Genomic DNA, 23,804 nt, shown 5'->3' with positions numbered 1-23,804 from the left:
TGGGGGCCGCGTCGGGCGGGCATCCGCAGGGCATGGACAACTCATCGCACGACGCGGAGCGCGAACCCGCACCGCGAAGAGAGTCGCGGCGGATGCCGTGGTGGGGACGGGCCGTTGCCGGGCTGGCAGTGCTGGCGGTGGTCCTGGTGCTGGCCGGGCGGTTCAGTCTGCTGCCCGGCTTCGGCGATCTGTTCCGCGAGGACACCGTGGACCGCTCGGGACCGGTCCTGCTCAAGTCCATTCAGGACATGCACCGTTACGAGGGAGCCGCCGGCAACTTCCAGGTCGTCGTGGACCTGGAGAAGGACGCGGCCTTCCTGCCGGATTCCATCCGTGGAACCCGGACCCTCTACGTCGGAGCGGGTTCCGTGAGCGGGTACGTGGACCTGGGCGGGCTCGGCGAGCAGGCCGTCACCGTGAACGAGGAGCGCACCAAGGTCTCGCTCCGCCTGCCCCACGCCGTCCTCGGGACGGCGGCGCTGGACCTGGACCGCTCGTACGCCGTGTCCAAGCAGCGGGGACTGCTGGACCGGCTGGGCGACCTGTTCACCAACAATCCGGCCGGTGAACAGGCCGTACAGCGCCTGGCCGTTCAGCACATCACGGAAGCGGCGCGCGACAGCGGCCTCGTCGAGCGCACCGAGAAGAACACCACGACGATGCTGGAGGGCCTGCTCCACTCCCTGGGCTTCCAGGAGGTCACGGTCGGCTACGCGTGACGCCGCCGAGCGGGTTGGTTCAGCTCGGCGTCCGGCACAGGACCAGGGAAACGAAGCCCCAGGAATCCCGGTAGGTGCGCAGCCATTCGGTGCGGCGGTCCGTGGCCGTCGCCAGCACGTGCGCGCTGTCCGGATCTGCGGGGTGGTCCACTGCCCAGGAGGCCAGCGACCCCCAGCAGGCCCACTCGTAATCGTCCAGTTCGCGGCGGGTGCTGACGTGCCCGTGGACGGGGGTCCAGCCATCGGCGACGACCTGGTCCACGGTGGTCGCCAGGTCGGCCAGGTCCCCGAACATCTCGACGGCCTCCGGGGACGGGGAGCGGTCCCAGAATCCCTCGCCGATCAGGACCCGACCGCTCGGAGCCAGATGCTCGCGCGCGGCGGCGAGGGTGGGCAGCAGACCGCCGAAGGCGTGCGTGGCCCCGACGCTGAGCACCAGGTCGAACGGCTGCGGGGCGGCGAAGTCGGCGGCTTCTTGCCGGTGGAGGACCAGGCGCTTTTCGAGACCGAGGCGGCCCGCCGCCTGTCGGGCCTGGGCCAGAGCGTCCTCGGAGATGTCGACGCCCTCGGCGTGCAGGTCCGGGCGGGTGGCCAAAGCCCGCAGCAGCCATTCCCCGCCGCCGCAGCCGAGATCGAGCACCCGCTCGTCCCCGCGCGGGAGGCCCCGTTCCAGAAGCCGGCGTACCGAGTCGTCGTCGAGCGGGGACTTAATCGGGTGGTCGGCATGCGCGATCCTGGAGATCTGTTCACGGTTCACCGGCGCAGCTTGTCAGCCTTCGGAGGCGACGCGCACCTCGATTTCGATCACAGAATCGAACGTCCGAGGATGGGCGGATCCATGGATGCCGAGCCCCCTACGATCGCTCTCAGTGGATCTCCGCGGCGCGCGCGGGCGCGCAAGTACCGCGCTGAACAGGGAGCTTGGACGTTGTTGGACGTGGGTGTGGACGTGGTGCGGGAGTCGGCCGGGGCCGGACGGGTCGTGTTGTTCGAGGAGTCGGCACGGGACGGCGCGCAGGCGAAGACCCTGATGAGCGCCGACTTCCGGGTGCGGCTCGCCCGCGAGCAGGGGGCGGTGTTCGGGACCGACGGCCCCCGGCACGTGGTCTTCGCCGCGGGGTTCCCCTCCGTCTGCGGGCAGGAGTTCGAGGCGACCCGGCAAGTCGCCCTGGAGGCACAGGAGTCGGTGAGTCCGTCCGCGATCTGCCGGGGCACGGTGGAGGACGTACGGCTGGCGCTGAGCGCGGTTCGCGGTGCGGCGCACGGGCGGATCATGGTGATCGTGGCCGCCTCCGAGGCCACCGCCCGCGCCCTGGTGCACACGGACGCCCGTGCGGCCCTGGACCGGGGACTCGACGTGGTCAAGGAGGCCGTGGACCGCGCCGGCGGCACGGCGGTGGACGTGTGCCTGGTGGACGCGCCGCGCGCGGACCACGCCCTGGTGGCCGAGTACGCCGGCCGGATGACGGCTCAAGGGGCGGCCACGATCGTGCTGGCCGATACGGTCGGCGACCTGCTGCCCGGGCAGACCCGGGACCTCTTCCGGCGGGTCGCCGCCGGCGCCGGCCGGGACACGGTCCTGGTCTCCCATCTCCACAACGACCTCGGTCTCGGCCTCGCCAACACCCTGGCCGCCCTGGAGAGCGGGGCGCGGGTCGCGGCCTGTTCCTGGCTGGGCATGGCCGAGCGCAGCGGAATGGTCGCCACCGAGCAGCTGCTCTTCCTGCTCGCGCACGACCGGGCCAAGGCCGCGTACGTCCTGGGGCCCGACTGCGAGCCGTGGTGGACGGAGCCGGACCTCACGCGGCTGCCGGGCATCGCCCGGATGGTGTCCGCGGAGACCGGGGTGCCGCTCACCGTCACCGCTCCGATCGTGGGCACCGGGGTCGCCACGATCTCCACCGGCACCCCTTTCACGCACCCCCGTACCTTCCAGCCCTACGACCCCGAGCGCCACCTGGGACTCGCGCCGACCGTGGTACTGACCCACCTCGCCAGCCGGCGCGTGCTGCGCGCGGTCGCCGAACGCCTGGGCCACCACCTGGATCCGGACCGGACCGGCGAGGCCCTGACCTGGGTCAAGGACCGCGCCTACCGCCTGAACCAGGCCCAGGTCCCCGACGCGGACTTCGCCGCATACCTCGAAGGCCTCACCGCCGCCACGCCCTCGCCCTCGCCCACACCAACGTCGACACCCGCACCCGCACCCGCACCCGAACCCGCACCCTGAACGGACTCACCCCATGCTGGACACCCGCCTTCCGTACACCGGCGCCGCCGCCGACGCCCTGCGGGCCGGAGGGGCCGCCATCCTGCCCAACCCCAGCCCGCTCACCTACGTCGTCGCCGCCACCACCCCCGCGGCCGTCAATGACGCGAAGGGCCGCCCCTCAGGCCAGGAAGTCGCCCTGTGGGTCCACGACGACGCCGTCTGGAGCGACCTCGGCACGGAACTCGCCCTGGCACCGGCCGCGCTCCGCACCACGTTCGCCCTGCTGCGCGAGGAACTGGTCACGCTGCTGGTGCCCGTGCGCGCGCCGGCGCGGCCGTCGCCCTGGACCGAACCCGCGCTCCGCGACGGCCACCTCCTGCTGTTCGGCGCGCACTGGCGGCCGCTGGCCCCGCTGCTGACGGACTTTCCGCACCTCTACGTCAGCAGCGCCAACCGGACCGGGCAGCCGCCCGCGGACTCGGCGGCCCGTGCGACGGCGATGTTCGGGCCCGGCATCCCGGTCGTCGACGCCGACGCGCTGCGCCACGCCGGTACCCCGCACGCGGCCACCACCATGCTGCGCATCGACTCGGGCGGGGACCTGACCCTCGTCCGGCACGGAGCCCAGGACGGGGCACAAGGCCCCGACCCGGCTCTCTACCTGGCCCGGCTGCGGGCGGCGCACGGCGGCAGGTGACGCCGGTCAGCGTCCGCGCACCCCTTCCAGGCGCCCGACCCGGCCCTTCTCCCCCGCAGCCCAGCAGCCGCCGTCCGGCGTGCAGGTGACCGTGTCGAACGACCCCGGGTCGAGCGTTCGCCAGGTCCGGCCGCCGTCCCGGGTCACGTCCGTTCCCGTCGGGCCCACGGCCAGGGCCGTGCGGGCGCCGTACGGGAACCAGGCCGCGCCCGACCGGTAGGCCGGCGGCGGGGTCGACGCCGGGCTCCAGGTGCGGCCCGCGTCCGAGGACACCGCCCCGGCCTGCGGGGAGGCCTGCCCGGTGCGGTAGTCGCCGCCGACCGCCAGGCCCCTCGTACGGTCCTTGAAGGCGAGCGCGAAGACCCCGCGCGCCGAATCGCCCGCGGGGAGGGTGGAGTCGGCGACCTGCCAGGTCAGGCCGCGGTCCGCGGAATGGAGCACCCGCGCGACGGGGCCTCCGCCGGTGGCCAGCCAGACGTCGCGCCGTCCGGCGGAGACCAGGCACTGACCGCTCGCCGCGAAGCCCGCCTCACCCGGCAGCGCGTCCGGCATCCCGGCGTTCGGCAGCACCCGCCAGCTCCGGCCGCCGTCGTCCGTGGACAGGATGCGGAACTTGCCGTCCACCGGGTCGCTCATCGCGAGGCCGTGGCGGGAGTCGAAGAAGGTGAGGCAGTCGTAGAAGGCCCGCGGGTCGGGGTTGCGGAAGGTCTCCGTCCAGGTGGCGCCGCCGTCCTCGGTGCGCAGCACCCTGGAGGCCTCGCCCTCGCCGATGGACAGGGCCACGGCGCGCCGGCCGTCGAAGGCCTCGATGTCCCGCAGCTCCAGACCCTCCGTGACGGCGCCGGGCGGTGAGACGTCGCGCCAGCTGCGGCCGCCGTCGGAGGTGCGCAGTACGGTCCCCTTCGAGCCGGCCACCCAGGCAGTGGACCGGCTGACCGCCGCCAGTCCGCGGAAGCGGGCGTCCTTGCCGGTCTCCTTCAACGCCCAGTGCGCACCCCGGAGGTCCCGTGACTCGTCTGCGGCCTGCGCCGGGGCGGCCACCACCCCCAGCAGCAGAGCCGCCGCGCACATGCCAACTCCCAGAAGTCTCATGGCGCCGGAAGGTAACGCACCCCGGATTCAGCGTCCAGGGCGCGTCCCGGCCACCGGATTCCCCTCGAATCCGGCCGCTTCAGCTGCGTTGCCGCTCTGGAGCAGCCCTAGAGCAGCCCCCGGTGTGTCCGGTAGACCCTCAACTGCGCGACCTCGTAGGACAGCTCCGTGACCCCGGGCTCCGGAGCCGGGTGGTACCTGCCCGCGCAGACCGAGAGGTTGACGATGAGGTACGCGGACCAGCGGCGGCCCACTCCCCTGCCGTCGCTGAAGACGCGGTCGCCGTTGACCCACCAGACGACCGAACCCCTCCCGAACTCGACCTTCAGGTCGATCCACGCTCCGGGCCGGACCGCCGGGTCACGGTGGTAGCGATGCGCCGCCCGGACGTGGTTGGAGAGTTCGAGGAGGTCCGGGTTGTCGGGGTGGTACTCGAAGACGTCGATCTCCTGGCCCCCGTCGCGCCAGGTCCAGATGGCGGGCCAGGCGCCGATCTGCACCGGCAGTTTCACCCGGGCCTCCAGCACGTCTCCGGTGCGCAGCTCGAAGCCCTCGTCGCTGCCCTCGGTGGTGAGCAGCCCGCAGTCCCAGTCGCCGTCGGGGCGCGGTGTCGCCCGGAAGACCCCGGCCCGGCTGTAGGCGGGGTCTTCGGTGAGGTGGTCCAGTTTGTTGTCGCCCGGGTTGACCGGGCCGCCGTCGGGATAGGCCCACGAGTGGCCGGCGATCCACTGGGTGGGAGAGGCGAAGTCGGCGGTGAAGACGGGGGTTCGGCGCGGGCGCGGCAGGAGCCGCAGCCGTTCGATCATGTCCGAGAGCATGGGGGTTATCTGCCCGCCAGGAGTCTCCGCACACCTGATTCGTCACTCATCGTCATCGGGCGAATACTTTACGTTCGACTTCACCCTTGACCGGACGGCCGGCCCCTATGGCCAAATCCAACTCCCGGCACGTAAGGTCTCCTTGGCCATATCAGTCATTACCAGTCAGGGGGCGGGCGGCGATGCCGGACACCAGGATCAGCGAGCTCGTGCAGATGTGGATCGACGGCTGGGTCGTCTCCCGCGGCAGCTCGGACCCGATCGGTGAGCCGTGGGGGTGGACGATCGACGTCGGGCAGCCCCACCACGTCGCCCGGCACGTGCTCCCCGAGCCCTCCGAGGCCGATGTGCGCAAGATCGTGGCCACGACGAGCGCGCCGGGCACCTGGCTGAAGCTGTTCGCCGAGGACCAGACGGTCCTGCCCTGGGTCGGGCCCGGCTGGAGGCTCGACGGTCCCGGCTTCCTGATGACCTGCCACCTCGCGCCGGAGCACCCTGAAGTGCCGGCCGGATACACGCTCACCCATTGGACCCGGGACGGAGTCAGCCGGGTGCTGGTCCGCACCCTCGACGGGCACTTCGCCGCCCGTGGCCAGATCGCCCGGGCCGGCGCGCACGCCGTGGTCGACCAGGTCGCGACCGCCGCCGAGCACCGGCGCAAGGGCCTCGGCGTCCTGGTGATGCGCACCCTGCAGAACATCGCGTACGAGTCCGGCGCGAAGACCGGGCTCTTGGTGGGCACCTCCGAGGGGCAGGCGCTCTACTCCTCGCTGGGCTGGACCACGCATTCCCCGATGGCGAGCCTCTCCTACGAGCCTTCGGACGCCGCTCAGTGAGCTGAACGGGCGGTGTGGACGTCAGGCGATGCCCAGAGCGTACGCCGCCCGGTAGCCGGATGCGTCCGGTGACGGGGTCGGGGTCATCGCGGCGCCCGCGACCGGCCGGCAGCCGGCCGATGCCCGGAGCACGGTCAGGTCGAGGCGGAACGGCAGGCCTCGGTGCCCCGCGATCCACCGCCCGGCGCCCCCCGGCGCCACGTGGGAGTCGCGCATCGGCACCGGGTCACGGGAGCAGGTCGTCCACGAGTTCCGTCAGAGCCGCCGCCAGCGCGGCGAGGCCGGCGCCGGCGGGGCCGCCGGGCTCCGCCATGTACGTGTCGCGGCGGATCTCGACCATCAGCGCGCCGACCCGGTCGTCCTTGCCGTAGTACTTCAGTGGCACGTACGTACCGGCGAAGGGGCTGTCGAGTCCGGTGCCGCCGAAGCCCGCGAACGCCTTCTCGGCGGCGGCCAGAAGGGCGGCCGGGGTGTGGAAGCGGTCCGTGCCCAGGCAGATCGGCGGCCGGTGGCCGTCCCCGTGCAGTTCGTACGGGAGGGGCTGCGTCGGGTACGAGTGCACGTCGATGATCACGGCCCGGCCGGTGGCCTCCAGCCGGTCCTCCACGGCCCGGGTCATCGCGTCGGCGTACGGGTGGAAGTAGCGGTCGAGCAACGGCCGGACGTCGAAGCCTTCGGGGCGCAGGCGCTCCCGGTGGGTGGAGTGCGTGTACACCGCCCCCATGCCCACGGCGAGCATCTCCTCGCGCTCGTCGGGGAACCGCTCGGGGTCGACGACCAGCCGGGACAGTCCGTTGACGAACCGCCACGGCGTGACGGCGCAGCCGGCCGCGGCCGCCGCGGCGATCTCGGCGGTGTGGGAGTCGGTGATGTGGTCGAGCTCCCGTGCGAGCGCCCGGTCGGACAGCTGGATTCCGGGGCGGACGGACTCCGGTATGACGCGCGAGGAGTGCGGCACGTGCAGGATCACCGGCGACGTGCCGGCGCCGGGGAGGATCTCGAAGGGCAAGGCCAAGGGCAAGGGCTCGGGCCGCTGGTTCACATGTGCTCCCCGGTTGATCGATGGACTGCTCGGCTGAGTGCTCGGTCGGGTGTGCGAGCCGCTCGGGTCCGCTGATCGGAGGACCCGCACGGCGTTTCGCCCCCGGGCGGCGCGGGACACCGGTATCAAGATCCGGTCCCTCCTCTTGGATTGGAACCCCATGCTCTCGAACGTTCTCCGCGTGGCCGCCGGCGCCGCACTCGCCGCCGGGCTGGTGACCGGGCCCACGGGGCCGGCCGCGGCCGCCTCCACCTGTACGTACACGCCGGACGGGAAGGCGGCCCGGAACGTGGGGACTCCGTCCTCGGATGTCGGTCGTCTGCGGCCGTACGCGGCCACGCTCCGCACGAACCACGGCGACGTGGTCTTCGAAGCCGATACGGCGAAGGCCCCGTGCACCACGAACTCCTTCGCGTACCTGGCCGGCCGGAAGTACTTCGACGGGACCACGTGCCACCGCCTCACCACCGCCGGCATCTTCGTCCTGCAGTGCGGGGACCCCACCGGTACCGGCGCCGGCGGACCCGGCTACCGCTTCGCGGACGAGAACCTGACGGGCGCCGTCTATCCGGCCGGTACGGTCGCCATGGCGAACGCGGGGCCGGGAACCAACGGCAGCCAGTTCTTCCTCGTCTACGAGGACACCCGGCTGCCCCCGGCCTACACCCCCTTCGGCAGGATCACCCACAACGCGCACGTGCTGGACGGGATCGCGAGGAGGGGGACCAAGGACGGCGGGGGCGACGGGGCGCCCAGGCAGGACGTGATCGTCGACTCCGTTCGGATCGCCGCCCGGTAGTCGCCCGGGGGCGGACCCGGCCGGGGCCCGCCGGGGCCCGGCCAGGGCCCTCAGCCGACCCGGATGCCGATCACGCACGTGTCGTCGTCCGTGTCGGAACGGCTCTCGGCGAGGAGGCGGTCCAGTTGGCCGTCCAGGTCCCCGGCGGCGCCGGCCGCCACGTGCATCAGGTGGCCGAGCGACTCCTGCACCGAGGAGTCCCGGCGCTCCACCAGCCCGTCCGTGTACATCAGCAGCGTGTCGTCCGGTTCGAGCTGCACTTCCCGCTCGACGTAGGTGACCTCGGGCAGGGCTCCGAGGAGCAGGCCCTCGATGAGCGGGAAGGCCTCCGCCTCCCCTCCGCGGACGAGTACGGGGGGCAGGTGGCCGGCGCGGGCCCAGCGCATCACCCTCGTGCTCGGGTCGAAGAGGCCGCAGACGGCGGTGGCCGTCACGTGCTTGGCCAGGTGATGGGTGACCGTGTTGAGCCAGGACAGCAGTTGGGCCGGGCCCGCCCCGGTGACGGCCAGGCCGCGCAGGGCGTTGCGCAGGACGACCATGCCGGTGGCCGCCTCGATGCCGTGCCCGGCGACGTCGCCCACCGACAGCATGATGAGCCCGGAGGGCAGGACCACGGTGTCGTACCAGTCTCCGCCGACGAGCGCCTCGATCTCCGCCGGCCGGTAGCGGACGGCGACCCGCAGGCCCGGGGCCTCGATGGCCGGTGGGGTGGGGGGCATGATGGCGTGCTGGAGCTGGAGGGCCAGGCGGCTCCGCTCGGCGGACTCGGCTTCGGTGTGGGCGAGTTGGTCGCGGGTCGCGGCCAGCGCCACCTCGGTCCAGTGCTGGGCGGAGATGTCCTGGTAGGCGCCGCGCACGGCGTGCAGCCGCTGGTCCGCGTCGAGGACGGGCTCGGCGACGACCCGGATGTGGCGGGTGATTCCGTCGGGTCTGCGCAGGCGCAGGTTGACGGAGGCGGGGTGGCGCTGGCGGAGCACCGCGCGCAGGAAGCGGGCCAGGGCCGCGGAGTCGTCGGGGTGTGCGTAGCCGGGGAGTTCGCGAAGCCGGACCGGGGGCGCGGTGGGCGGGAGTCCGTGGAGATCGTAGAGCTGTGCGTTCCAGGTGGTCTCGCCGGTGACGAGGTTCTCCTCGAAGCCTCCGATCCGGCCCAGGCGCTGGGCGTGCTGGAGGAGGTTGGCCAGCCGGGCCGTCTCGTCCTGGATCCGCCAGATCAGCAGGACGGCGGAGCCGTGGCGGCTGACGCTGATGTTCGCGACCGAGGTGAGCGGGATCTGGTCGACGAGCGCGGTCAGGCTCATGCGTTCGGCGCGGAAGGGCTCGCCGGTGGCGTGCACGCGCTCGATGATGTCGAAGAGTCCGTTCTCGCCGGCGGCGAGGGGGTAGGCCTCCAGCAGCAGGGCGCCGTTGACGTCTCCGCGCGGTCGTCCGACCGGGTCGACGAAGCGGCTGCCGGTGTGCCGGATCCGGAAGTCGGCGAGGCGGCCCTCGGAGTCGAGGACCGGGGTGAGGACCACGGCCGGGTCCTGGAGTCCCTCGGCGAGGTCGATGAGCTCGGCGACGTCCGGGAGGACCGCGTCGGCGGCCGCGGGGTCGCGCGGGGGCGAGACGTCCATGGTGCGGGCGCACAGTTCGGCGAGGGCCTCGACCTGCCGCTCGATCTGGGGTGACTGCGGCTCCAGGGGGCGTGGCCAGCAGATCTCCAGGACGCCTTGGATCCGTCCGCCCGTCCCCGTGGGCACCGCGATGCGCCCGCCATCGGGCCACGCGGCGCGGCCGACGGAGGGGAGCCCTGCCCGGTCGAGGTCGGGGAGGGTGACCAGCCGGCGTTCCGCCAGCGCGAGGCGGGCGACGGTGGAGACGCCCGGGGGGACGTGGCGCCAGCGGGCGGCGTCCCTGGGCGGGAAGCCGGCGTGGCCCGCGAGGGTCAGCGAACCGTCGGGGACCGCCGTCCACACGGCCACCGCTACCGCTCCCAGGGGGCCGAGGGCGTTCGCCAGGAGGGACTCGGCGACCGCCTGGGTGTCGGCGGCGACGGCGAGCACCCCGCTCTCGGCGGTGCGCAGCCGTACGGACACCGTGGAGGACTGCCCGGCGGGGTCGGCGCCGCCGTCGCCGGCCCCCGTACCCGCACCCGTCGCCGTGCGTTCGACGAACTCGGCGGCGATCTCGCTGACGTGGTCGCGGGAGGCCTGGTTGACGATGTCGGCGGCGAGTTCGAGGGGGGACATCCCGCTCTCGCGGCACAGCACGTCGAGCTGGCGGGCCGCCGCGGCCGGGGTGCAGCTCAGCTGCCCGATCAGGATGCCCTTGGCCAGTTCGACCAAGGCCCGCCCGTCGGCGGCCGCTTGTGCTTCCAGCACCTCGCGCCGCAGCCGTTCCACGGTGGCGACGAGGCGCCCCAGGGGCGTCGGAGCCTGCTGCGGGACGAGGCCCGTGGGCCGATCGCCGTCAGGGGCTTCCGGCCGGCGGGCATCGTCGTGCCGGTGGGTGTCCGCGGTCATCGGCTGAGCCTTCGCCGGATGCGGGCGATGAGGTCGTCGGCGTCCACCGGCTTGGTGACGTAGTCGCTGGCTCCGGCGGCGAGGCTCTTCTCCCGGTCCCCGGGCATCGCCTTGGCGGTGACCGCGATGATGGGCAGGCTCACGTACTGCGGCATGCGCCGGATCTCGGCGGTGGCGGCGTAGCCGTCCAGTTCGGGCATCATCACGTCCATCAGGACGATGTCGACGCCCGGGTTGCGGACGAGGGTGTCGATGCCCTTGCGGCCGTCCTCGGCGTGCAGGACGCGCATGCCGTGCAGTTCCAGGACCCCGCTGAGGGCGAAGAGGTTGCGCGCGTCGTCGTCGACGACGAGGACGGTGCGGCCGGACAGGTCGCCTTCGAGTACGTGCTCGGCGTGCCGGGTCCGCGCATCGCCCTGCACCAGGGGCAGGACGTCCCCGGGCTGTTCGGCGGACAGGTGGAGCGCGATGCGTTCGCGCAGCTCGTCCAGGCTGGAGAGCAGTTCCACGCGGCGTGAAGCGGACCGCCGGCGCAGGGATTCCTCCTGGCCGGTCCGCACCCGCGGGTTGTTGTGGGCGAGGACGGGGAGCGAGGCGAGGGCCGGGTCTCCGTCGAGGGCGTCGAGGAAGCGGAGGGCTTCGCCGTCGGGGAGGTCCAGTTCCAGGACCACGCAGTGGAAGGAGTGCGCCGCCAGGGCGGCGGCGGCCTCGCGGGAGCTCGTCGCGTGGACCACGTGGATGCCGCCCCGCTCCCCCGCCGTCCGGTGGTCGGGGGCGAAGTCCCGGTCGGCGCTCTCGGCGACGAGGGAGAGCAGGCCGTTCGTCCGCTCCTCGATCACCAGCAGGCGTCGGGGCCGCCGCTGCTCCGGGAGCGCGGGCTTGCCGGTACGGCCGCCCTGCCCCGCCAGCGCACGGTGCGAGGCCCCGGGCGGGAGCGCCAGGGGGGTCTCGGTGGAGGAGGCGTCCTCGTAGTCGGCGCGGCTGACCGGCAGGTAGAGGGTGAAGGTGCTGCCCTGGCCGGGGGTGCTTTCCGCGGTGACGGCCCCGCCGAGGAGCTGGGCGATCTCGCGGCTGATGGAGAGCCCGAGGCCGGTGCCGCCGTACTTGCGGCTGGTGGTGCCGTCGGCCTGCTGGAAGGCTCCGAAGACCGACTCCAGCTGCTGTTCGGGGATGCCGATGCCCGTGTCGCGCACCCGGAAGGCCAGGATCGGACCGCGCCGGGAGAGTCCGGCGGGGATCTCGGGGGCCGCGGCCGGTTCGATGCGGAGCTCGACGCCGCCGCGTTCGGTGAACTTCACGGCGTTCGACAGGAGGTTGCGCAGGATCTGGCGCAGCCGCGAATCGTCGGTGAGCAGGTCGTCGGGGGCGCCGGGGGCCGTGGTGACGGTGAAGTCGAGGCTCTTTTGCGTGGTCATCGGCCGGAAGGTGGCGTCGACGTACTCCAGGAGCTGGGGCAGGTGCACCCGCTCGGGGTTGATGTCCATCTTCCCGGCCTCGACCTTCGACAGGTCGAGGATGTCGTTGATCAGCTGGAGGAGGTCTGAGCCGGCCGAGTGGATGATGCCGGCGTACTCGACCTGCTTGGGGGTGAGGTTGCGCGCGGGGTTCTGGGCGAGCAACTGGGCGAGGATCAGGAGGCTGTTGAGCGGGGTGCGCAGCTCGTGGCTCATGTTGGCCAGGAACTCGGACTTGTAGGTGGAGGCCAGCGACAGCTGCTGGGCGCGGGTCTCCAGCTCCTGCCGGGCCTGCTCGATCTCCAGGTTCTTGGCCTCGATGTCGCTGTTCTGGCTTGCGAGGAGGGCGGCCTTCTCCTCCAGCTCCGCGTTGGAGCGCTGGAGTTCCTCCTGCTGGACCTGGAGTTCCTCCGAGCGGGCCTGGAGCTCGCCGGTCAGCCGCTGGGACTCGCCGAGGAGTTCGTCGGTGCGGGCGTTGGCGACGATCGTGTTGACGTTGGCGCCGATCGCCTCCATCAGCTGGGCCAGGAAGTCGCGGTGCACGGGGTTGAAGGCGGTGAAGGAGGCGAGCTCGATCACGCCGAGGATCTGGTCGTCCACGACGATCGGCAGGATGATCAGGCTGCCCGGGGTGGTGTGGCCCAGCCCGGAGGAGATCACGTAGCCGCCGGGGACCTGGTCGGTGGCGATGATCCGGCGGCTGCGGGCCGCCTGTCCGACCAGGGACTCTCCGAGGGCGAAGGCGGCGCCCTCCTCCGCGGCGGCGGAACGCCCGTAGGAGCCGACGAGGGTGAGCACGGTGCCGTCGGGGCGGTCCTCGGCGAGGTAGAAGGCTCCGTACTGGGCGGCCACCAGCGGCGTCAGCTCGTCCATGACGAGTTCGGCGACGGCGGCCAGGTCCCGGTGGCCCTGCATCAGGCCGGAGATGCGGGCCAGGTTCGATTTGAGCCAGTCCTGCTCCTGGTTGGCCCGGGTGCTCTCGCGGAGCGAGCCGACCATGGAGTTGATGTTGTCCTTGAGTTCGGCGACCTCGCCCGAGGCGTCGACCGTGATCGAGCGGGTCAGGTCGCCCTCGGCGACCGCGCTGGCGACCTCGGCGATGGCCCGGACCTGGCGGGTCAGGTTCCCGGCCAGCTCGTTGACGTTCTCCGTCAGGCGCTTCCAGGTGCCGGAGACGCCCTCGACCTCGGCCTGGCCGCCGAGCCGGCCCTCGCTGCCCACCTCGCGGGCGACGCGGGTGACCTCGGCGGCGAAGGCGGACAGCTGGTCGACCATCGTGTTGATGGTGGTCTTCAGCTCCAGGATCTCTCCGCGGGCGTCCACGTCGATCTTCTTCGACAGGTCGCCGTTGGCGACGGCCGTCGTGACGAGGGCGATGTTGCGGACCTGGCCGGTGAGGTTGTTGGCCATGGAGTTGACGTTGTCGGTGAGGTCCTTCCAGGTGCCCGCCACGTTGGGCACCTGTGCCTGGCCGCCGAGCCGGCCCTCCGTGCCCACCTCGCGGGCCACCCGGGTGACCTCGTCGGCGAAGGCGGACAGCGTGTCGACCATCGTGTTGATGACCCCGGCCAGCGCGGCGACCTCGCCCTTCGCCTCCACCATGATCTTCTGCGAGAGGTCGCCGCGGGCGACGGCGGTGGCCACCTGGGCGATGGAGCGCACCTGGCCGGTCAGGTTGTAGGCCATGACGTTGACGTTGTCGGTGAGGTCCTTCCAGGTGCCGGAGACGCCCCGGACCGTGGCCTGGCCGCCCAGGTTGCCCTCGGTGCCGACCTCGCGGGCCACGCGGGTGACCTCGTCGGCGAAGGCGGAGAGCTGGTCGACCATCGTGTTGATGGTCTCCTTCAGCTCCAGGATCTCCCCGCGGGCGTCCACCCGGATCTTCTGCGTCAGATCGCCCTGGGCCACGGCGGTGGTGACCTCGGCGATGGAGCGCACCTGGGCGGTCAGGTTGTCGGCCATGACGTTGACCGACTCCGTCAGGTCCTTCCACGTACCGGAGACGCCCTTGACGTCCGCCTGGCCGCCGAGCCGGCCCTCGGTGCCGACCTCCCGGGCCACGCGGGTGACCTCGCCGGCGAATCCGGAGAGCTGGTCGACCATCGTGTTGATGGTCTCCTTCAGCTCCAGGATCTCCCCCCGCGCGGTGACGGTGATCTTCTGCGAGAGGTCGCCCTTGGCCACGGCGGTCGCGACCTGGGCGATGGAGCGCACCTGGGCCGTCAGGTTTCCGGCCATGAAGTTGACCGAATCCGTGAGGTCCAGCCAGGCGCCGCCGACCCCGGGCACGTCGGCCTGACCGCCGAGCGTGCCCTCGGTGCCCACCTCGCGGGCCACCCTCGTCACCTCGGAGGTGAACAGGGACAGCTGGTTGACCATCCCGTTGAAGACGGTGGCGATCTCCCCGAGCAGCCCGTCCGCCGCATCGGGCAGCCTCGTACGGAAGTCCCCGTCGCGTACGGCGGTCAGCCCGGCCAGCAGCCTGCGCAGCTCCGCCTCCCCGATCCCGCCCTCACCGGGGAGCGGGGGCACCCCGCCCGCCGAACCCGTACCCGCCCGCTCGGCCATCCGCCCCAACCTCACACTCGAAACCGACACTCCGACGAACGGGACAAGAAGGACCCCGGTTTCCGGGCGCACCGATGCGCCCCGACTCCGCGGGGATCCGTCTTCGCCGCACCACCGGTCCGGTGAAGGCTAGCGCCGCCGAAGGGACCATAAGGCACGGTCGATCACACCGGGGACCCTGCGTCCCGCCTGCGGTAAGGGCAGACGGGCCGCAGGCCTCCTCACTCGGCCCGAACGAAGCCTGGGGCGCGGCGGTTTGGCAGGGTCCGGGGTACTCCGGAAGGTTCCGGGTAGACGAACCGGTGACATGCGCACACAACGGAGGAAACGGGGTGAAGGTGATGGCGGTCAAGGCTGTGGGCTGGGCCCGCTCGTTTCCCGTCTCGCAGGGCGTCCGGGCGGCGCGGGAGTGGACGGCGGGCCACCTGGCGTCGCTGCCGTGGAGCGATTCGGCGGCCGACACCGGGTACTCCGTGCTGGTCTGCGTCTCCGAACTCGTCACCAACGCGCACCTGCACGCGGTCGGCACCGCGCACCTGGTGCTGACCTGGGACGGGAGCTGCCTGCACGTGAGCGTCGCGGACGCCGATCCGCGGCTGCCGCGGCACCGGAAGCCCGCTGCCGACCCGGATGCCACGTCGGGCCGCGGGCTGGGGATCGTCACGGCGCTGGCCGATTCCCTGGACGTCCACGCGTGCCACGGCGGAAAGGCGATCACCGCGTGCTTCCGGCCCGGCGGCGGACCGGACCCGCATGCGCGGGAGCCGTGGGCGCGGGAGTCGTAGGCACGGGAATCGCGTGCGCGGGAGCCGTGGGCGCGGGGTTCACACCCCGACGGCGGCCTCGACGCTCGCGTGCAGGGACAGGACCGTATCGGCCCCGGTCACCGCGAACAGCCTCCGCAACTGCTCGCCGGGAGCGGCGATGCGCAGGGTCGTGAGGTGGTGCAGCCGGAGGAGCAGGTTCAGGAACGAGGAGTCCCCGAAGGTGATGGAGCCGGCGTCCAGAACCACCAGCGGATGCAGGCCGGCGGCCGCGATGAGCGCCTCCTCCAAGGGAACCAGCGTGTCCTGGTCGAGCTCTCCCCGGGCCACCACCACCCAGCCGGGCCCGGCCGGGTAGCCGTCCCCGACCACGCTCTGCCCGTATCCGTCCCCTGTTCCGGTCATGTCCGCCTCCCCGGATCGTCAGTCGTACGTCCTTGCAAGGGAGTATGCCTGCTCGCCGCTCCGCCTACGCCGCTGCCCTCGGCGTGCGTCCCGGCCCTCAGTTGAAGACGTCCAGGAAGTCCGGCCAGGAACCGCCGTCATCGGAGGTGCGGCGCGGCGGCCGCGGGCGCGGATCCGGGTAGGTCTCCGTCGCGGCCCGTGCCCGGACGATGTCGGGCCCGCCGCACGCCTCGACCGCGAAGTCGCCGAAGACCTCGGCGAACGCGGCCGGGTCGCGGAACTCCACGCCGTACGCCCCGCCGTCCCGCAGCGGCACCCACACCGCCCGGTCTGACCGTCGCCACTCCCGCACCGGCTGGCGGTCCGCGGTCGACCGCCCCTCCAGCCACAGCCGCGCCACGTGCAGCAGGTTCACCTGCTCCATCGGCAGCCGCTTGCGCCGTATCCGCAGTCCACGCGTCGTCAGCTCGACCTGCTGGTCCTTCCTCGGGTACCAAACGGCGCCGACCCCGATCGGCGCCCACAGCAGGATCCCGATCATCGGCCAGACCAGGCCATCGCCCCAGGACCGGAGCAGCCCGCCGTCCAGCAGGGTCAGGGCCCCGAAGAACAGGGCCCACTTGGCCGTCATCCGCCAGAACCCGCTCCCCTGCCGGTACAGGACCCGTCGCTTCCCCGTCATCGCCATGCCCCCACGCTATCCAGCGCCCCGCAGGGCACCGTGGGTACCCTCGGCAGTGCCGCGCCGCGCAGCTTCGGAAAGAGCCGCGCACCTTCGAAAAGAATCGACGGCTTCGAAGTGTGTAGACCCTCGCAGGCGGGGCAGAAGCGCACCCGGCAGCCGTCAGTCAATCGGGAGGGAGCGGCCACCATGTATCGCTCGGCCACCGTTGTAGGCCCCATTCGTGCAGCAGACGCTGAAGTACCCGCGTGTGACCAGGAGTCCGCGGGAGCGCCCACGCAGGACGCGGACCTGTTCCGGGTGGAGAACGCGCGGGAGATGGCACCCGGTGATGCCCGGGAGCTCTCGCGGCTCTTCTTCGCGAGGCTGCGCACGTTGGAGGAGGGAACGCGCGAGTACCAGTACACGCGCAACACCCTGATCGAGATGAACCTGTCCCTCGTCCAGTTCGCCGCGCGGCGCTTCAGGGCCCGCGTGCTCGGTGGCGGTCTCGACATGGACGATGTCATCCAGGTGGGCACCATCGGCCTGATCAAGGCCATCGACCGCTACGACACGGAGCGCGAGGTCGAGTTCTCCACCCTCGCCCTCCCGTACATCACCGGCGAGATCAAGCGCTACTTCCGCGACACCACCTGGGCCGTGCACGTACCGCGCCGCCTGCAGGAGCTGCGCACGGAACTCGCCAAGGCCCAGGACGCCCTGAGCGATGTCCTGGGCAGGGCGCCGACGGTCAAGGAGCTCGCCCAGCACCTGGAGCTGTCCGACGACGAGGTCATCGAGGGGCTGGTGGCCGCGAACGGCTACACGAGCAGTTCCCTCGACGCCACCGCCGTCGACGGCGACACGTCGTCCGCGGCGAGCCGCGGCGCCCGGCCGGCGGCGGAACGCCACGGCGCCGTCGATCCCGGCATGGAACTCTTCGAGGAGTTCCACACCCTCGCACCCCTGCTGGAGCAGCTGGACGAACGCGACCGGCTCGTCCTGCAGCTGCGCTTCGGGCAGGAGAAGACCCAGGCGGAGATCGGCGCCGAGCTCGGCGTCTCGCAGATGCAGGTCTCCCGCATCCTGTCCCGGACCCTGGCTCGGCTGCGCACCGGCATGCTCGCGGTGTAGGAAGGGACCATGAACACCCCATCCGGCGCGGAGGCGGCAGCGGAGGCGGGCGCGGTCGCGCCGGCGCCGCTGACCGCCCGGCCGTGGCAGGACCGTCCGGGCGCGCGCCTGAGCGGCAGCTGCGACCTGGACACCCGGCAGTGCCTGTCCGCCGCGCTCGGCGCGGTGACCGCGATTCCCGGCCCCGTCGTCCACCTCGACCTCTCCGCCGTGGTCTTCCTCGACACGGCCGCGGTCGCCGCCCTCGTAGGGGCGGCGGCCGCCCTCAGCGGGCAGGGCCGGCGCCTGTTGCTCCACGACCCGCCCTACTCGCTCCGCAAGGTCGTGGAGATGTTCCCGGACGAATGCGCCGCGCTGGAGGTCGCAGCATGATCACTGTTCCTGAGCCCGCCGGGCCCGGGGCCTTCGTCCATCCCGCCCTCTTCTACCGGGACCTCGACACGTACGTGTCCGGCGTGGGCGCCTTCGTGCGCACCGCCCTGTCGGCGGACGAACCGGTCCTCGTCGCCGTACCGGGCCCGCATCTGGACGCCCTGCGCGAGAGCCTCGGCGCGAGCGCGGCGGGCGTGACCTGGACGGACATGACGGAGCTGGGCCGCAATCCCGGCCGCATCCTGGCCGGCTTGCAGGACTTCGCCGACCTGCACGCGAGCCGGGCGGCCCGGATCGTCGGAGAGCCGATCTGGCCCGGCCGCTCCCCCGCCGAGGTCCTGGAGGCCACCCGGCACGAGGCCCTCATCAACACGGCCTTCGCCGGCCGGCACGCCACCGTCCTGTGCCCGTACGACGTACGGGGCCTGGCGCCCGAGGTGCTGGCCGACGCCCGGCGTACGCACCCCACGCTGATCGAGGGCGGCCTGGACCTGCCGAGCCCGGCGTACACCGACGCCGCGCGGGTTTCGGCGGACTGCGACCGGGCGCTGCCCGAACCCGAGGGCGAGGCGCTCCGGTTCGCGTACGCCCACGGAGGACTTGCCGAGGTGCGCGAGTACGCCGAGACTTGGGCCCGCGGGACCGCGCTGACCCCGGCGCGCCGCGGCGATCTGCTCCTGGCCGTCAGCGAGGCCGCGGCGAACTCCCTGTCCCACGGGGGCGGGAAGGGCACGCTGCGCCTGTGGACGACCACCGGCGCCGGTGCGGGAGTCGTCGCCGAGATCCACGACGCGGGCCGCCTGGCCGACCCCCTCGCGGGGCGCCGCCGCCCCTCGCTGGCCTCGGCCGACGGCGGCCGCGGCCTGTGGATGATCCACCAGCTCTGCGATCTCGTCGAGGTCCGTGCCCTGGACGGCGGCTTCACGCTGCGACTCCACATGGCAACGCCCTGACACCTGAGGTCACCTACACTCGGGGGCGGGCTCGGGTGTCCCCGGGCCGCTCGGGGGCATACGGACAGTCCGGGACACCGGCCACGATCTCGTCGGCGGGTCCCGGTAGCAACGCACGGCAAACAGCGAACAGGGCAGCGTCGGCACGGGGGTGCGAGAGCACGGTGGAGACCATCGGACAGGAAACGGGAGATCCAGTGAGCGCCGGCCTTCCCGGTGGAGGCCAGCGGCGCCGTCTCGCCCTGACGGGCGTCGGGGGCGCGGTGGCCAAGGGCCGCGACTTCACGCGCCGGGCCCTGCGCGACTGGGGCTGGGACGGAACCGAGACCGCCGAGGACGCCCTGCTGCTCGTGTCCGAGCTGCTGACCAACGCCTCCCTGCATGCGGACGGCTGCCGGGAACTCGTCCTCACGGCCGGGGAGACGCTGCGCATCGAGGTGTGCGACGGCACGACGGCCCTGCCCCTCCTGAACCCGGCCCCGCGGCGCGGCATGCCGGGCGGCCACGGCCTGCACATCGTGGAGCGGCTGTCCGACCGCTGGGGCACGCACGCCCATGAGCAGGGCAAGTCCGTCTGGGCCGAGATCGAGGCGGCCCGTCTGGTGTCCGGCAGGCCCACGGCCCGCTGAGCGTGCCCGGGGCCGCCGCGCCCGCCGGTTCCGGTCTCGCGCCCTCCCGCGAGGGGGGCGTCGATCCGGCCGCCGGGGGCAGGAGCGCGTCATGACCTCTCATCAGCTCACCTCCCTGGCCCTGCCACCGGCGATCGGGCCCTCCTGGGTGCACCTGCTCGTCATCGCCTTCGCGCTGATCGTCCTCGTGGACACCCTCGTCCGGCACCGCTAGTGCCGTGGCCCGTAGGCCCCGGTCGGGTGCCGTACGGGCCCGCTCCGGCCCGGAGTTCCGTCAGAAGGGGCGGCCGTCCTTCGTGTCGTGCGCCGCCGGAGCCCGGTCCAGGAGGATGCGGGGCAGGGCGCCGGGGTGCTTCTCCGCCAGCCAGGCGATGAGCTTCTCGCGTACGGCGCAGCGCACCGTCCACAGGTCGTCGGCGTCCTTGGCCGTGACGATGGCCCGCACCACGATGGTGGAGGGCGTGGTCTCCGTGACGGCGAGGTCCCAGCCGCGGCCGTCCCACTCCGGGCAGTCGTGCAGGATCTCGTGGACCTTGTCCCGTATGAGGTCCACGGGCGCGCCGGGGTCGCAGTGGAGGAAGACCGTGCCGGTCATCTGGACTCCGCCGCGCGACCAGTTCTCGAAGGGCCGGGTGGTGAAGTACGAGACGGGCATGGTGATGCGGCGTTCGTCCCAGGTGCGTACGGCGAGGAAGGTGAGGGTGACGTCCTCGACCACCCCCCACTCGCCGGCGACCACGACCGTGTCCCCGATGCGCACCAGGTCGCCGAAGGCGATCTGGAAACCCGCGAAGAGGTTCCCGAGGGTGGACTGGGCCGCGACGCCGGCCACGATGCCGATGATCCCGGCGGAGGCGAGCACGGAGGTTCCGAGCGCGCGGAAGCTCGGGAAGGTGAGGAGCATCGCGGCCACCGCGATCACGGCCGCCACGACCGTCACGACCCTCGTGATCAGCGTCACCTGGGTACGGACCCGGCGTACGCGGGCCGGGTCGCGGGTGCCGGTGGCGTACCGGGCGTACCCCGACTCGACGGCGGCGGAGGCCACGGTCACGATCAGCCAGGCCCCCGCGCCGATCAGGGCCAGCGACAGGATCCGGCCCACGGCGGCGGCGTTGTCCCGCAGCGGCGGCCATTGCGTCTGCCGGTAGGCGCCCTTGAACAGGGCGGCGAGCAGGACGATCTGCAGGGCGTGGCGGCAGCGGCGCAGCAGGTTCCACAGCGGCGTTTCGGGGTGTCGCGCGGCGGCGCGGCGGAGCAGTCGGTCGACGGCCCAGCCGGCCGCGGCGGTGACCAGGATCGATCCCCCGAGGACGGTCAGGAGGCGAAGGACGGTGTTCATGTCTCCCCAGTGGGTGGAAGCGGCACGGACTCCCGCGCGCCTGCCCCACGACGGGGACCTGACACGGGGAGCCCGTCGGCCGCGGGTCCTGCTCCGGGGGGAGGCCGAGGTCGCTCCGGCCCGCGCGCGGGGGTCACTTCTCGCGCTGGAGGGCCTTTCGCCAGCCCGCGAGACGCGGCTTCGAGGCCGCCTTCGAGGCCGCCTTCGGCTCCGGCTTCGAGGCCCGCTTCGAGACCGTCTTCGAGGCCGCCTTCGGCTCCGGCTTCGAGGCCCGCTTCGGGACCGCCTTCGGCTCCGGCTTCGAGACCGCCTCCGGCTCCGGCTCCGGCCTCGGCGATGGCACGGCCGTGCCCGGCCGGGGCCTGCGGTGCCACCAGTGCCTGCGGCGCGGGTGCACGGCCCGGCCCAGCCTGCGGCCGATCAGCAGGTAGCCCAGGAGGGCTCCGCCGGTGTTGAGGATGACGTCGTCGATGTCGAAGACGCGTCCCGTGACGAGGGCGCCCTGGATCAGCTCGACCAGCGTCATCAGACAGACCGTCACCGCGGCGACGCGCAGCAGTCCCCGGGCCGGCGGCATGAGGACGGGCAGGAGCACACCGAACGGCAGGCCCAGCAGCAGGTTTCCGCCCAGCTGGCGCACCGCCTCGAAGGTCGACGCCCCGTCCAGGTAGGCGCTGATCGAATGGCCGGGGCGGACGTTGCTGTGCACCAGGTCCACCGAGGCGGCGGACGGTTCCAGCGTGAGCCGCGCCAGGACCACGCTGAACAGGACGGTCCCGACGAAGGCCGCCACCATGGCCAGCGCCCGGATGGCCGGGTGCACCGGATCGCGTCGTCGCCAACCGGCTGGCACGGCTCCGCTGTCGGTCCCCTCACCGCGCCGCAGCGCGTGTCTCCATGTCATGCCGCCTCGTCTGCCCTGTGAAGGGGCCTGTACTCGCCCGGAAGTGAGGGCCGGGTACGGACCGTCGGGCCGCCACACCATCGGGTGCGGGAGCGAATGAACGGGCGAAGCCGGGGCAGGCGAGTTCGCGCGGGGCGCCGACAGTGCCCCGTACGACATCGAAAGAGAGGGACGGCAGGCCCAGCCTCGTCGCCCCCTGTCTGGCGAAGGAGTTGTTTTCGCGTGACTGAGCATGTGTGGAGCTACCGGTCGACCGCGGGCCACCTGACCGGTACCGATCTGATCGGTTACACGGTCGAGGCGACCGACGGCAGCATCGGCAAGGTCGACAAGCACTCCGACGAGGCCGGTGACGCCTACCTGGTCGTGGACACCGGGATGTGGATCTTCGGCAAGGAGGTCCTGCTCCCGGCGAGCACGGTGATCATCGTCGACGTGGAGCGGGAGAAGGTCTACGTCGACGGCACCAAGGAGCAGATCAAGGACGCTCCGGAGTTCCACCGTGAGAAGCACCTCGACGACGTCGGTTACCGCGAGGAGCTCGGGACCTACTACTCCATCGGCGGCTTCGGCGGCCGCATCATCTGACGCGTGCACGCGACTGGGCCCGGACTCGATGAGTCCGGGCCCAGTGCCGTGCCCGCGGCACGCCGGGGCCGGCTTGCCGGGCCCCGGCGCACCAGCGTGGCCGTCATCCCCCTACGAGTGCGCGCACGTTCTCGACGCTGCCGCAGTCGGCGGCGAGCTGCCTCTCCCGCTCCCGGAGGAAGGCCGCCCCGAGCTCGGCCCTCCGCTCGTCCGGGACGTTCTCGCGGGCTCCGTTGAGGATGGTGCGCTCCTCCTCGTCGAGGTGGTGGGTGACCGCCTTGACCAGGTCCTCCAGGCGCCCGTCCCACGCGTCGGAACCCACCTCGGACACCTCCAGCAGCGCCAGGAGGGCCTCGTTCCCTTCGGCGTGCTCCTCGGTCCCGTGGTCCACCTCCGCGTTGTCGACGTCCTTGAACCGTTTCAGGGCCCCGTACACCTCGGCCTCCTCCGCCTCGCCGTGCGCGACGAGGAGCGCGGAGAGTTTCGCGAGCGCGCCCGCCCTGTCGGCCTCCACGCTGCGCATACGGCGGAAGAGCTCCTCCATCGTGCGGTGGTCCTTGAGGATCAAGGCGACGACGTCCTGGTTCTCGCGTGCGTCCGCGGTCATGCCACGTCCCTCCTCCGTCTCGGGGATTCGTTTCGCATGGGCGCCTGCTCGATGCGGGCGGGTTCAAACCTTGGCCGCATTGGTGCCGGTGCGGGTTTGCCCGCCGGCCGGCAGGGCAACCGCGCCGACTGAGACGTAAAGCCCCCGAACGGAGGCCGGAGATGTCAACCAACGCACTGATAGCCGTCATCGTCGTGGCGGCGGTCGTCGTGATCGCCCTCGTCGCCCTGGTGTGGGCACTGTCCCGACGACGCCACCTGCGCCGGCGGTTCGGCCCGGAGTACGAGCGCACCGTAGAGGAACGCGGGGACAGGAAGGCCGCCGAGCGGGAGCTGCGGGCCCGTGAGGAGCGGCACGGCCGGCTCGGCATCAAGGAGCTGCCGCCCGAGCGCAGGCAGGAGTACGCGCAGGAGTGGACCGGTGTCCAGCAGCGGTTCGTGGACGGGCCGGAACGCTCCGTGAACGAGGCCGACGAGCTCGTGACCCGGCTGATGGGTGAGCGCGGCTATCCCACGGAGGGGCACCGGGAACAGGTGCGTGACCTCTCCGTCGAGCACGGCCACACGCTGGAGCAGTACCGGGCCGCCCACGCGACCAAGGTGCGCGGCGGTACCGGCGAAGCGACCACGGAGCAGCTGCGCGGGGCGATGGTGCACTACCGCGCCCTGTTCGAGGAGCTGCTCTCCGACCAGAGGAGCCGATGA

General features: G+C 72.5%; 25 protein-coding genes. 13 read left to right on the top strand and 12 right to left on the bottom strand.

Annotated elements, in window-relative coordinates:
• Positions 1-32 precede the first annotated feature (32 nt).
• Positions 33-719, top strand: coding sequence for a DUF4230 domain-containing protein (locus OHA37_RS37785; protein ID WP_328694615.1), 687 nt, complete (start codon positions 33-35; stop codon positions 717-719).
• A gap of 19 nt (positions 720-738) precedes the next feature.
• On the opposite strand, the gene OHA37_RS37780 is transcribed toward OHA37_RS37785, so the two are convergent.
• Entirely contained in the window at positions 739-1,476 is a 738-nt protein-coding gene (locus OHA37_RS37780; RefSeq protein WP_266912417.1) for an SAM-dependent methyltransferase, read from the bottom strand.
• A gap of 180 nt (positions 1,477-1,656) precedes the next feature.
• Between OHA37_RS37780 and OHA37_RS37775 the strand changes: the two genes are divergently transcribed.
• Both OHA37_RS37775 and OHA37_RS37770 read left to right on the top strand, forming a co-directional pair.
• Complete coding sequence (locus OHA37_RS37775; protein WP_266913440.1) at positions 1,657-2,949, top strand: 2-isopropylmalate synthase; 1,293 nt, start codon at positions 1,657-1,659, stop codon at positions 2,947-2,949.
• 13 nt (positions 2,950-2,962) lie between these two features.
• Positions 2,963-3,628, top strand: a complete 666-nt coding sequence (locus OHA37_RS37770) for a hypothetical protein (RefSeq protein WP_266912415.1) — start codon at positions 2,963-2,965, stop codon at positions 3,626-3,628.
• Between the two features lie 6 nt (positions 3,629-3,634).
• On the opposite strand, the gene OHA37_RS37765 is transcribed toward OHA37_RS37770, so the two are convergent.
• Both OHA37_RS37765 and OHA37_RS37760 read right to left on the bottom strand, forming a co-directional pair.
• Positions 3,635-4,720 carry a WD40/YVTN/BNR-like repeat-containing protein gene (locus tag OHA37_RS37765; protein ID WP_328694614.1) on the bottom strand — a complete coding sequence of 362 codons (1,086 nt, stop codon included), beginning with the start codon at positions 4,718-4,720 and terminating at the stop codon, positions 3,635-3,637.
• Between the two features lie 107 nt (positions 4,721-4,827).
• On the bottom strand, positions 4,828-5,526 hold the full coding sequence (locus OHA37_RS37760; protein WP_266912411.1) for a beta-glucanase: 699 nt from the start codon (positions 5,524-5,526) through the stop codon (positions 4,828-4,830).
• Between the two features lie 194 nt (positions 5,527-5,720).
• Between OHA37_RS37760 and OHA37_RS37755 the strand changes: the two genes are divergently transcribed.
• Positions 5,721-6,374: a GNAT family N-acetyltransferase gene (locus OHA37_RS37755; RefSeq protein ID WP_266912409.1), complete on the top strand. Its 654-nt coding sequence runs from the start codon at positions 5,721-5,723 to the stop codon at positions 6,372-6,374.
• 21 nt (positions 6,375-6,395) lie between these two features.
• Here the strand turns inward: OHA37_RS37755 and OHA37_RS37750 are convergent, their stop codons facing one another.
• Both OHA37_RS37750 and OHA37_RS37745 read right to left on the bottom strand, forming a co-directional pair.
• On the bottom strand, positions 6,396-6,590 hold the full coding sequence (locus tag OHA37_RS37750) for a hypothetical protein (protein WP_266912407.1): 195 nt from the start codon (positions 6,588-6,590) through the stop codon (positions 6,396-6,398).
• Between the two features lie 10 nt (positions 6,591-6,600).
• On the bottom strand, positions 6,601-7,416 hold the full coding sequence (locus OHA37_RS37745) for an N-formylglutamate amidohydrolase (protein ID WP_266912405.1): 816 nt from the start codon (positions 7,414-7,416) through the stop codon (positions 6,601-6,603).
• Between the two features lie 160 nt (positions 7,417-7,576).
• Here OHA37_RS37745 and OHA37_RS37740 point away from each other — a divergent pair, with 160 nt between their 5' ends.
• Positions 7,577-8,215, top strand: coding sequence for a peptidylprolyl isomerase (locus tag OHA37_RS37740; RefSeq protein ID WP_266912403.1), 639 nt, complete (start codon positions 7,577-7,579; stop codon positions 8,213-8,215).
• A gap of 50 nt (positions 8,216-8,265) precedes the next feature.
• Here OHA37_RS37740 and OHA37_RS37735 read toward each other — a convergent pair whose 3' ends face one another.
• Both OHA37_RS37735 and OHA37_RS37730 read right to left on the bottom strand, forming a co-directional pair.
• Positions 8,266-10,716 (bottom strand): SpoIIE family protein phosphatase, encoded by a 2,451-nt coding sequence (locus tag OHA37_RS37735; RefSeq protein ID WP_266912401.1) that lies wholly within the window; start codon positions 10,714-10,716, stop codon positions 8,266-8,268.
• Positions 10,713-14,738, bottom strand: a complete 4,026-nt coding sequence (locus OHA37_RS37730; RefSeq protein WP_266912399.1) for a HAMP domain-containing protein — start codon at positions 14,736-14,738, stop codon at positions 10,713-10,715. The genes OHA37_RS37735 and OHA37_RS37730 overlap by 4 nt, the downstream gene beginning before the upstream one ends.
• A gap of 341 nt (positions 14,739-15,079) precedes the next feature.
• Here OHA37_RS37730 and OHA37_RS37725 point away from each other — a divergent pair, with 341 nt between their 5' ends.
• Positions 15,080-15,523, top strand: coding sequence for an ATP-binding protein (locus OHA37_RS37725; protein WP_266912397.1), 444 nt, complete (start codon positions 15,080-15,082; stop codon positions 15,521-15,523).
• Between the two features lie 39 nt (positions 15,524-15,562).
• Here the strand turns inward: OHA37_RS37725 and OHA37_RS37720 are convergent, their stop codons facing one another.
• The gene (locus tag OHA37_RS37720) at positions 15,563-15,907 is read right to left on the bottom strand and encodes an STAS domain-containing protein (RefSeq protein ID WP_266912395.1); all 345 of its coding nucleotides are present in this window, start codon (positions 15,905-15,907) and stop codon (positions 15,563-15,565) included.
• Between the two features lie 97 nt (positions 15,908-16,004).
• Positions 16,005-16,595, bottom strand: a complete 591-nt coding sequence (locus OHA37_RS37715; protein ID WP_266912393.1) for a hypothetical protein — start codon at positions 16,593-16,595, stop codon at positions 16,005-16,007.
• 183 nt (positions 16,596-16,778) lie between these two features.
• Between OHA37_RS37715 and OHA37_RS37710 the strand changes: the two genes are divergently transcribed.
• The 5 genes from OHA37_RS37710 (at position 16,779) to OHA37_RS37690 (ending at position 19,873) form a co-directional block, all read left to right on the top strand.
• Entirely contained in the window at positions 16,779-17,705 is a 927-nt protein-coding gene (locus tag OHA37_RS37710; RefSeq protein ID WP_266912391.1) for a SigB/SigF/SigG family RNA polymerase sigma factor, read from the top strand.
• A gap of 9 nt (positions 17,706-17,714) precedes the next feature.
• Entirely contained in the window at positions 17,715-18,077 is a 363-nt protein-coding gene (locus tag OHA37_RS37705) for an STAS domain-containing protein (RefSeq protein ID WP_266912389.1), read from the top strand.
• Positions 18,074-19,030: a sensor histidine kinase gene (locus OHA37_RS37700; RefSeq protein WP_266912387.1), complete on the top strand. Its 957-nt coding sequence runs from the start codon at positions 18,074-18,076 to the stop codon at positions 19,028-19,030. The genes OHA37_RS37705 and OHA37_RS37700 overlap by 4 nt, the downstream gene beginning before the upstream one ends.
• Positions 19,031-19,227: 197 nt before the next feature.
• A complete protein-coding gene (locus OHA37_RS37695) occupies positions 19,228-19,659 on the top strand; it encodes an ATP-binding protein (RefSeq protein WP_266912385.1) in 432 nt (143 codons plus the stop codon).
• Positions 19,660-19,750: 91 nt separating this feature from the next.
• Positions 19,751-19,873: a hypothetical protein gene (locus OHA37_RS37690; protein ID WP_266912383.1), complete on the top strand. Its 123-nt coding sequence runs from the start codon at positions 19,751-19,753 to the stop codon at positions 19,871-19,873.
• A gap of 60 nt (positions 19,874-19,933) precedes the next feature.
• Here the strand turns inward: OHA37_RS37690 and OHA37_RS37685 are convergent, their stop codons facing one another.
• A complete protein-coding gene (locus OHA37_RS37685; protein ID WP_266912381.1) occupies positions 19,934-21,001 on the bottom strand; it encodes a mechanosensitive ion channel family protein in 1,068 nt (355 codons plus the stop codon).
• A 133-nt stretch (positions 21,002-21,134) separates the two neighbouring features.
• Positions 21,135-21,905, bottom strand: a complete 771-nt coding sequence (locus tag OHA37_RS40920) for a VanZ family protein (RefSeq protein WP_443046274.1) — start codon at positions 21,903-21,905, stop codon at positions 21,135-21,137.
• Between the two features lie 222 nt (positions 21,906-22,127).
• Between OHA37_RS40920 and OHA37_RS37675 the strand changes: the two genes are divergently transcribed.
• The gene (locus tag OHA37_RS37675) at positions 22,128-22,493 is read left to right on the top strand and encodes a PRC-barrel domain-containing protein (protein ID WP_266912379.1); all 366 of its coding nucleotides are present in this window, start codon (positions 22,128-22,130) and stop codon (positions 22,491-22,493) included.
• A 103-nt stretch (positions 22,494-22,596) separates the two neighbouring features.
• On the opposite strand, the gene OHA37_RS37670 is transcribed toward OHA37_RS37675, so the two are convergent.
• The gene (locus OHA37_RS37670; protein WP_266912377.1) at positions 22,597-23,100 is read right to left on the bottom strand and encodes a hemerythrin domain-containing protein; all 504 of its coding nucleotides are present in this window, start codon (positions 23,098-23,100) and stop codon (positions 22,597-22,599) included.
• A 161-nt stretch (positions 23,101-23,261) separates the two neighbouring features.
• Between OHA37_RS37670 and OHA37_RS37665 the strand changes: the two genes are divergently transcribed.
• Positions 23,262-23,804 (top strand): hypothetical protein, encoded by a 543-nt coding sequence (locus OHA37_RS37665; RefSeq protein WP_266912375.1) that lies wholly within the window; start codon positions 23,262-23,264, stop codon positions 23,802-23,804.

The sequence above is a fragment of the Streptomyces sp. NBC_00335 genome, from assembly GCF_036127095.1.
GTDB lineage: Bacteria > Actinomycetota > Actinomycetes > Streptomycetales > Streptomycetaceae > Streptomyces.
This window is presented reverse-complemented; position numbering and strand designations above follow the sequence as displayed.

Coding starts and splice junctions, on each gene's coding strand:
- OHA37_RS37785 (WP_328694615.1), top strand. CDS start 33: ATGGACAACTCATCGCACGACGCGGAGCGCGAACCCGCACCGCGAAGA.
- OHA37_RS37670 (WP_266912377.1), bottom strand. CDS start 23,100: ATGACCGCGGACGCACGCGAGAACCAGGACGTCGTCGCCTTGATCCTC.
- OHA37_RS37710 (WP_266912391.1), top strand. CDS start 16,779: ATGTATCGCTCGGCCACCGTTGTAGGCCCCATTCGTGCAGCAGACGCT.
- OHA37_RS37750 (WP_266912407.1), bottom strand. CDS start 6,590: ATGCGCGACTCCCACGTGGCGCCGGGGGGCGCCGGGCGGTGGATCGCG.
- OHA37_RS37760 (WP_266912411.1), bottom strand. CDS start 5,526: ATGATCGAACGGCTGCGGCTCCTGCCGCGCCCGCGCCGAACCCCCGTC.
- OHA37_RS37770 (WP_266912415.1), top strand. CDS start 2,963: ATGCTGGACACCCGCCTTCCGTACACCGGCGCCGCCGCCGACGCCCTG.
- OHA37_RS37700 (WP_266912387.1), top strand. CDS start 18,074: ATGATCACTGTTCCTGAGCCCGCCGGGCCCGGGGCCTTCGTCCATCCC.
- OHA37_RS37690 (WP_266912383.1), top strand. CDS start 19,751: ATGACCTCTCATCAGCTCACCTCCCTGGCCCTGCCACCGGCGATCGGG.
- OHA37_RS37735 (WP_266912401.1), bottom strand. CDS start 10,716: ATGACCGCGGACACCCACCGGCACGACGATGCCCGCCGGCCGGAAGCC.
- OHA37_RS37715 (WP_266912393.1), bottom strand. CDS start 16,595: ATGGCGATGACGGGGAAGCGACGGGTCCTGTACCGGCAGGGGAGCGGG.
- OHA37_RS37740 (WP_266912403.1), top strand. CDS start 7,577: ATGCTCTCGAACGTTCTCCGCGTGGCCGCCGGCGCCGCACTCGCCGCC.
- OHA37_RS37725 (WP_266912397.1), top strand. CDS start 15,080: ATGGCGGTCAAGGCTGTGGGCTGGGCCCGCTCGTTTCCCGTCTCGCAG.
- OHA37_RS40920 (WP_443046274.1), bottom strand. CDS start 21,905: ATGACATGGAGACACGCGCTGCGGCGCGGTGAGGGGACCGACAGCGGA.
- OHA37_RS37730 (WP_266912399.1), bottom strand. CDS start 14,738: ATGGCCGAGCGGGCGGGTACGGGTTCGGCGGGCGGGGTGCCCCCGCTC.
- OHA37_RS37765 (WP_328694614.1), bottom strand. CDS start 4,720: ATGAGACTTCTGGGAGTTGGCATGTGCGCGGCGGCTCTGCTGCTGGGG.
- OHA37_RS37720 (WP_266912395.1), bottom strand. CDS start 15,907: ATGACCGGAACAGGGGACGGATACGGGCAGAGCGTGGTCGGGGACGGC.
- OHA37_RS37755 (WP_266912409.1), top strand. CDS start 5,721: ATGCCGGACACCAGGATCAGCGAGCTCGTGCAGATGTGGATCGACGGC.
- OHA37_RS37685 (WP_266912381.1), bottom strand. CDS start 21,001: ATGAACACCGTCCTTCGCCTCCTGACCGTCCTCGGGGGATCGATCCTG.
- OHA37_RS37665 (WP_266912375.1), top strand. CDS start 23,262: ATGTCAACCAACGCACTGATAGCCGTCATCGTCGTGGCGGCGGTCGTC.
- OHA37_RS37705 (WP_266912389.1), top strand. CDS start 17,715: ATGAACACCCCATCCGGCGCGGAGGCGGCAGCGGAGGCGGGCGCGGTC.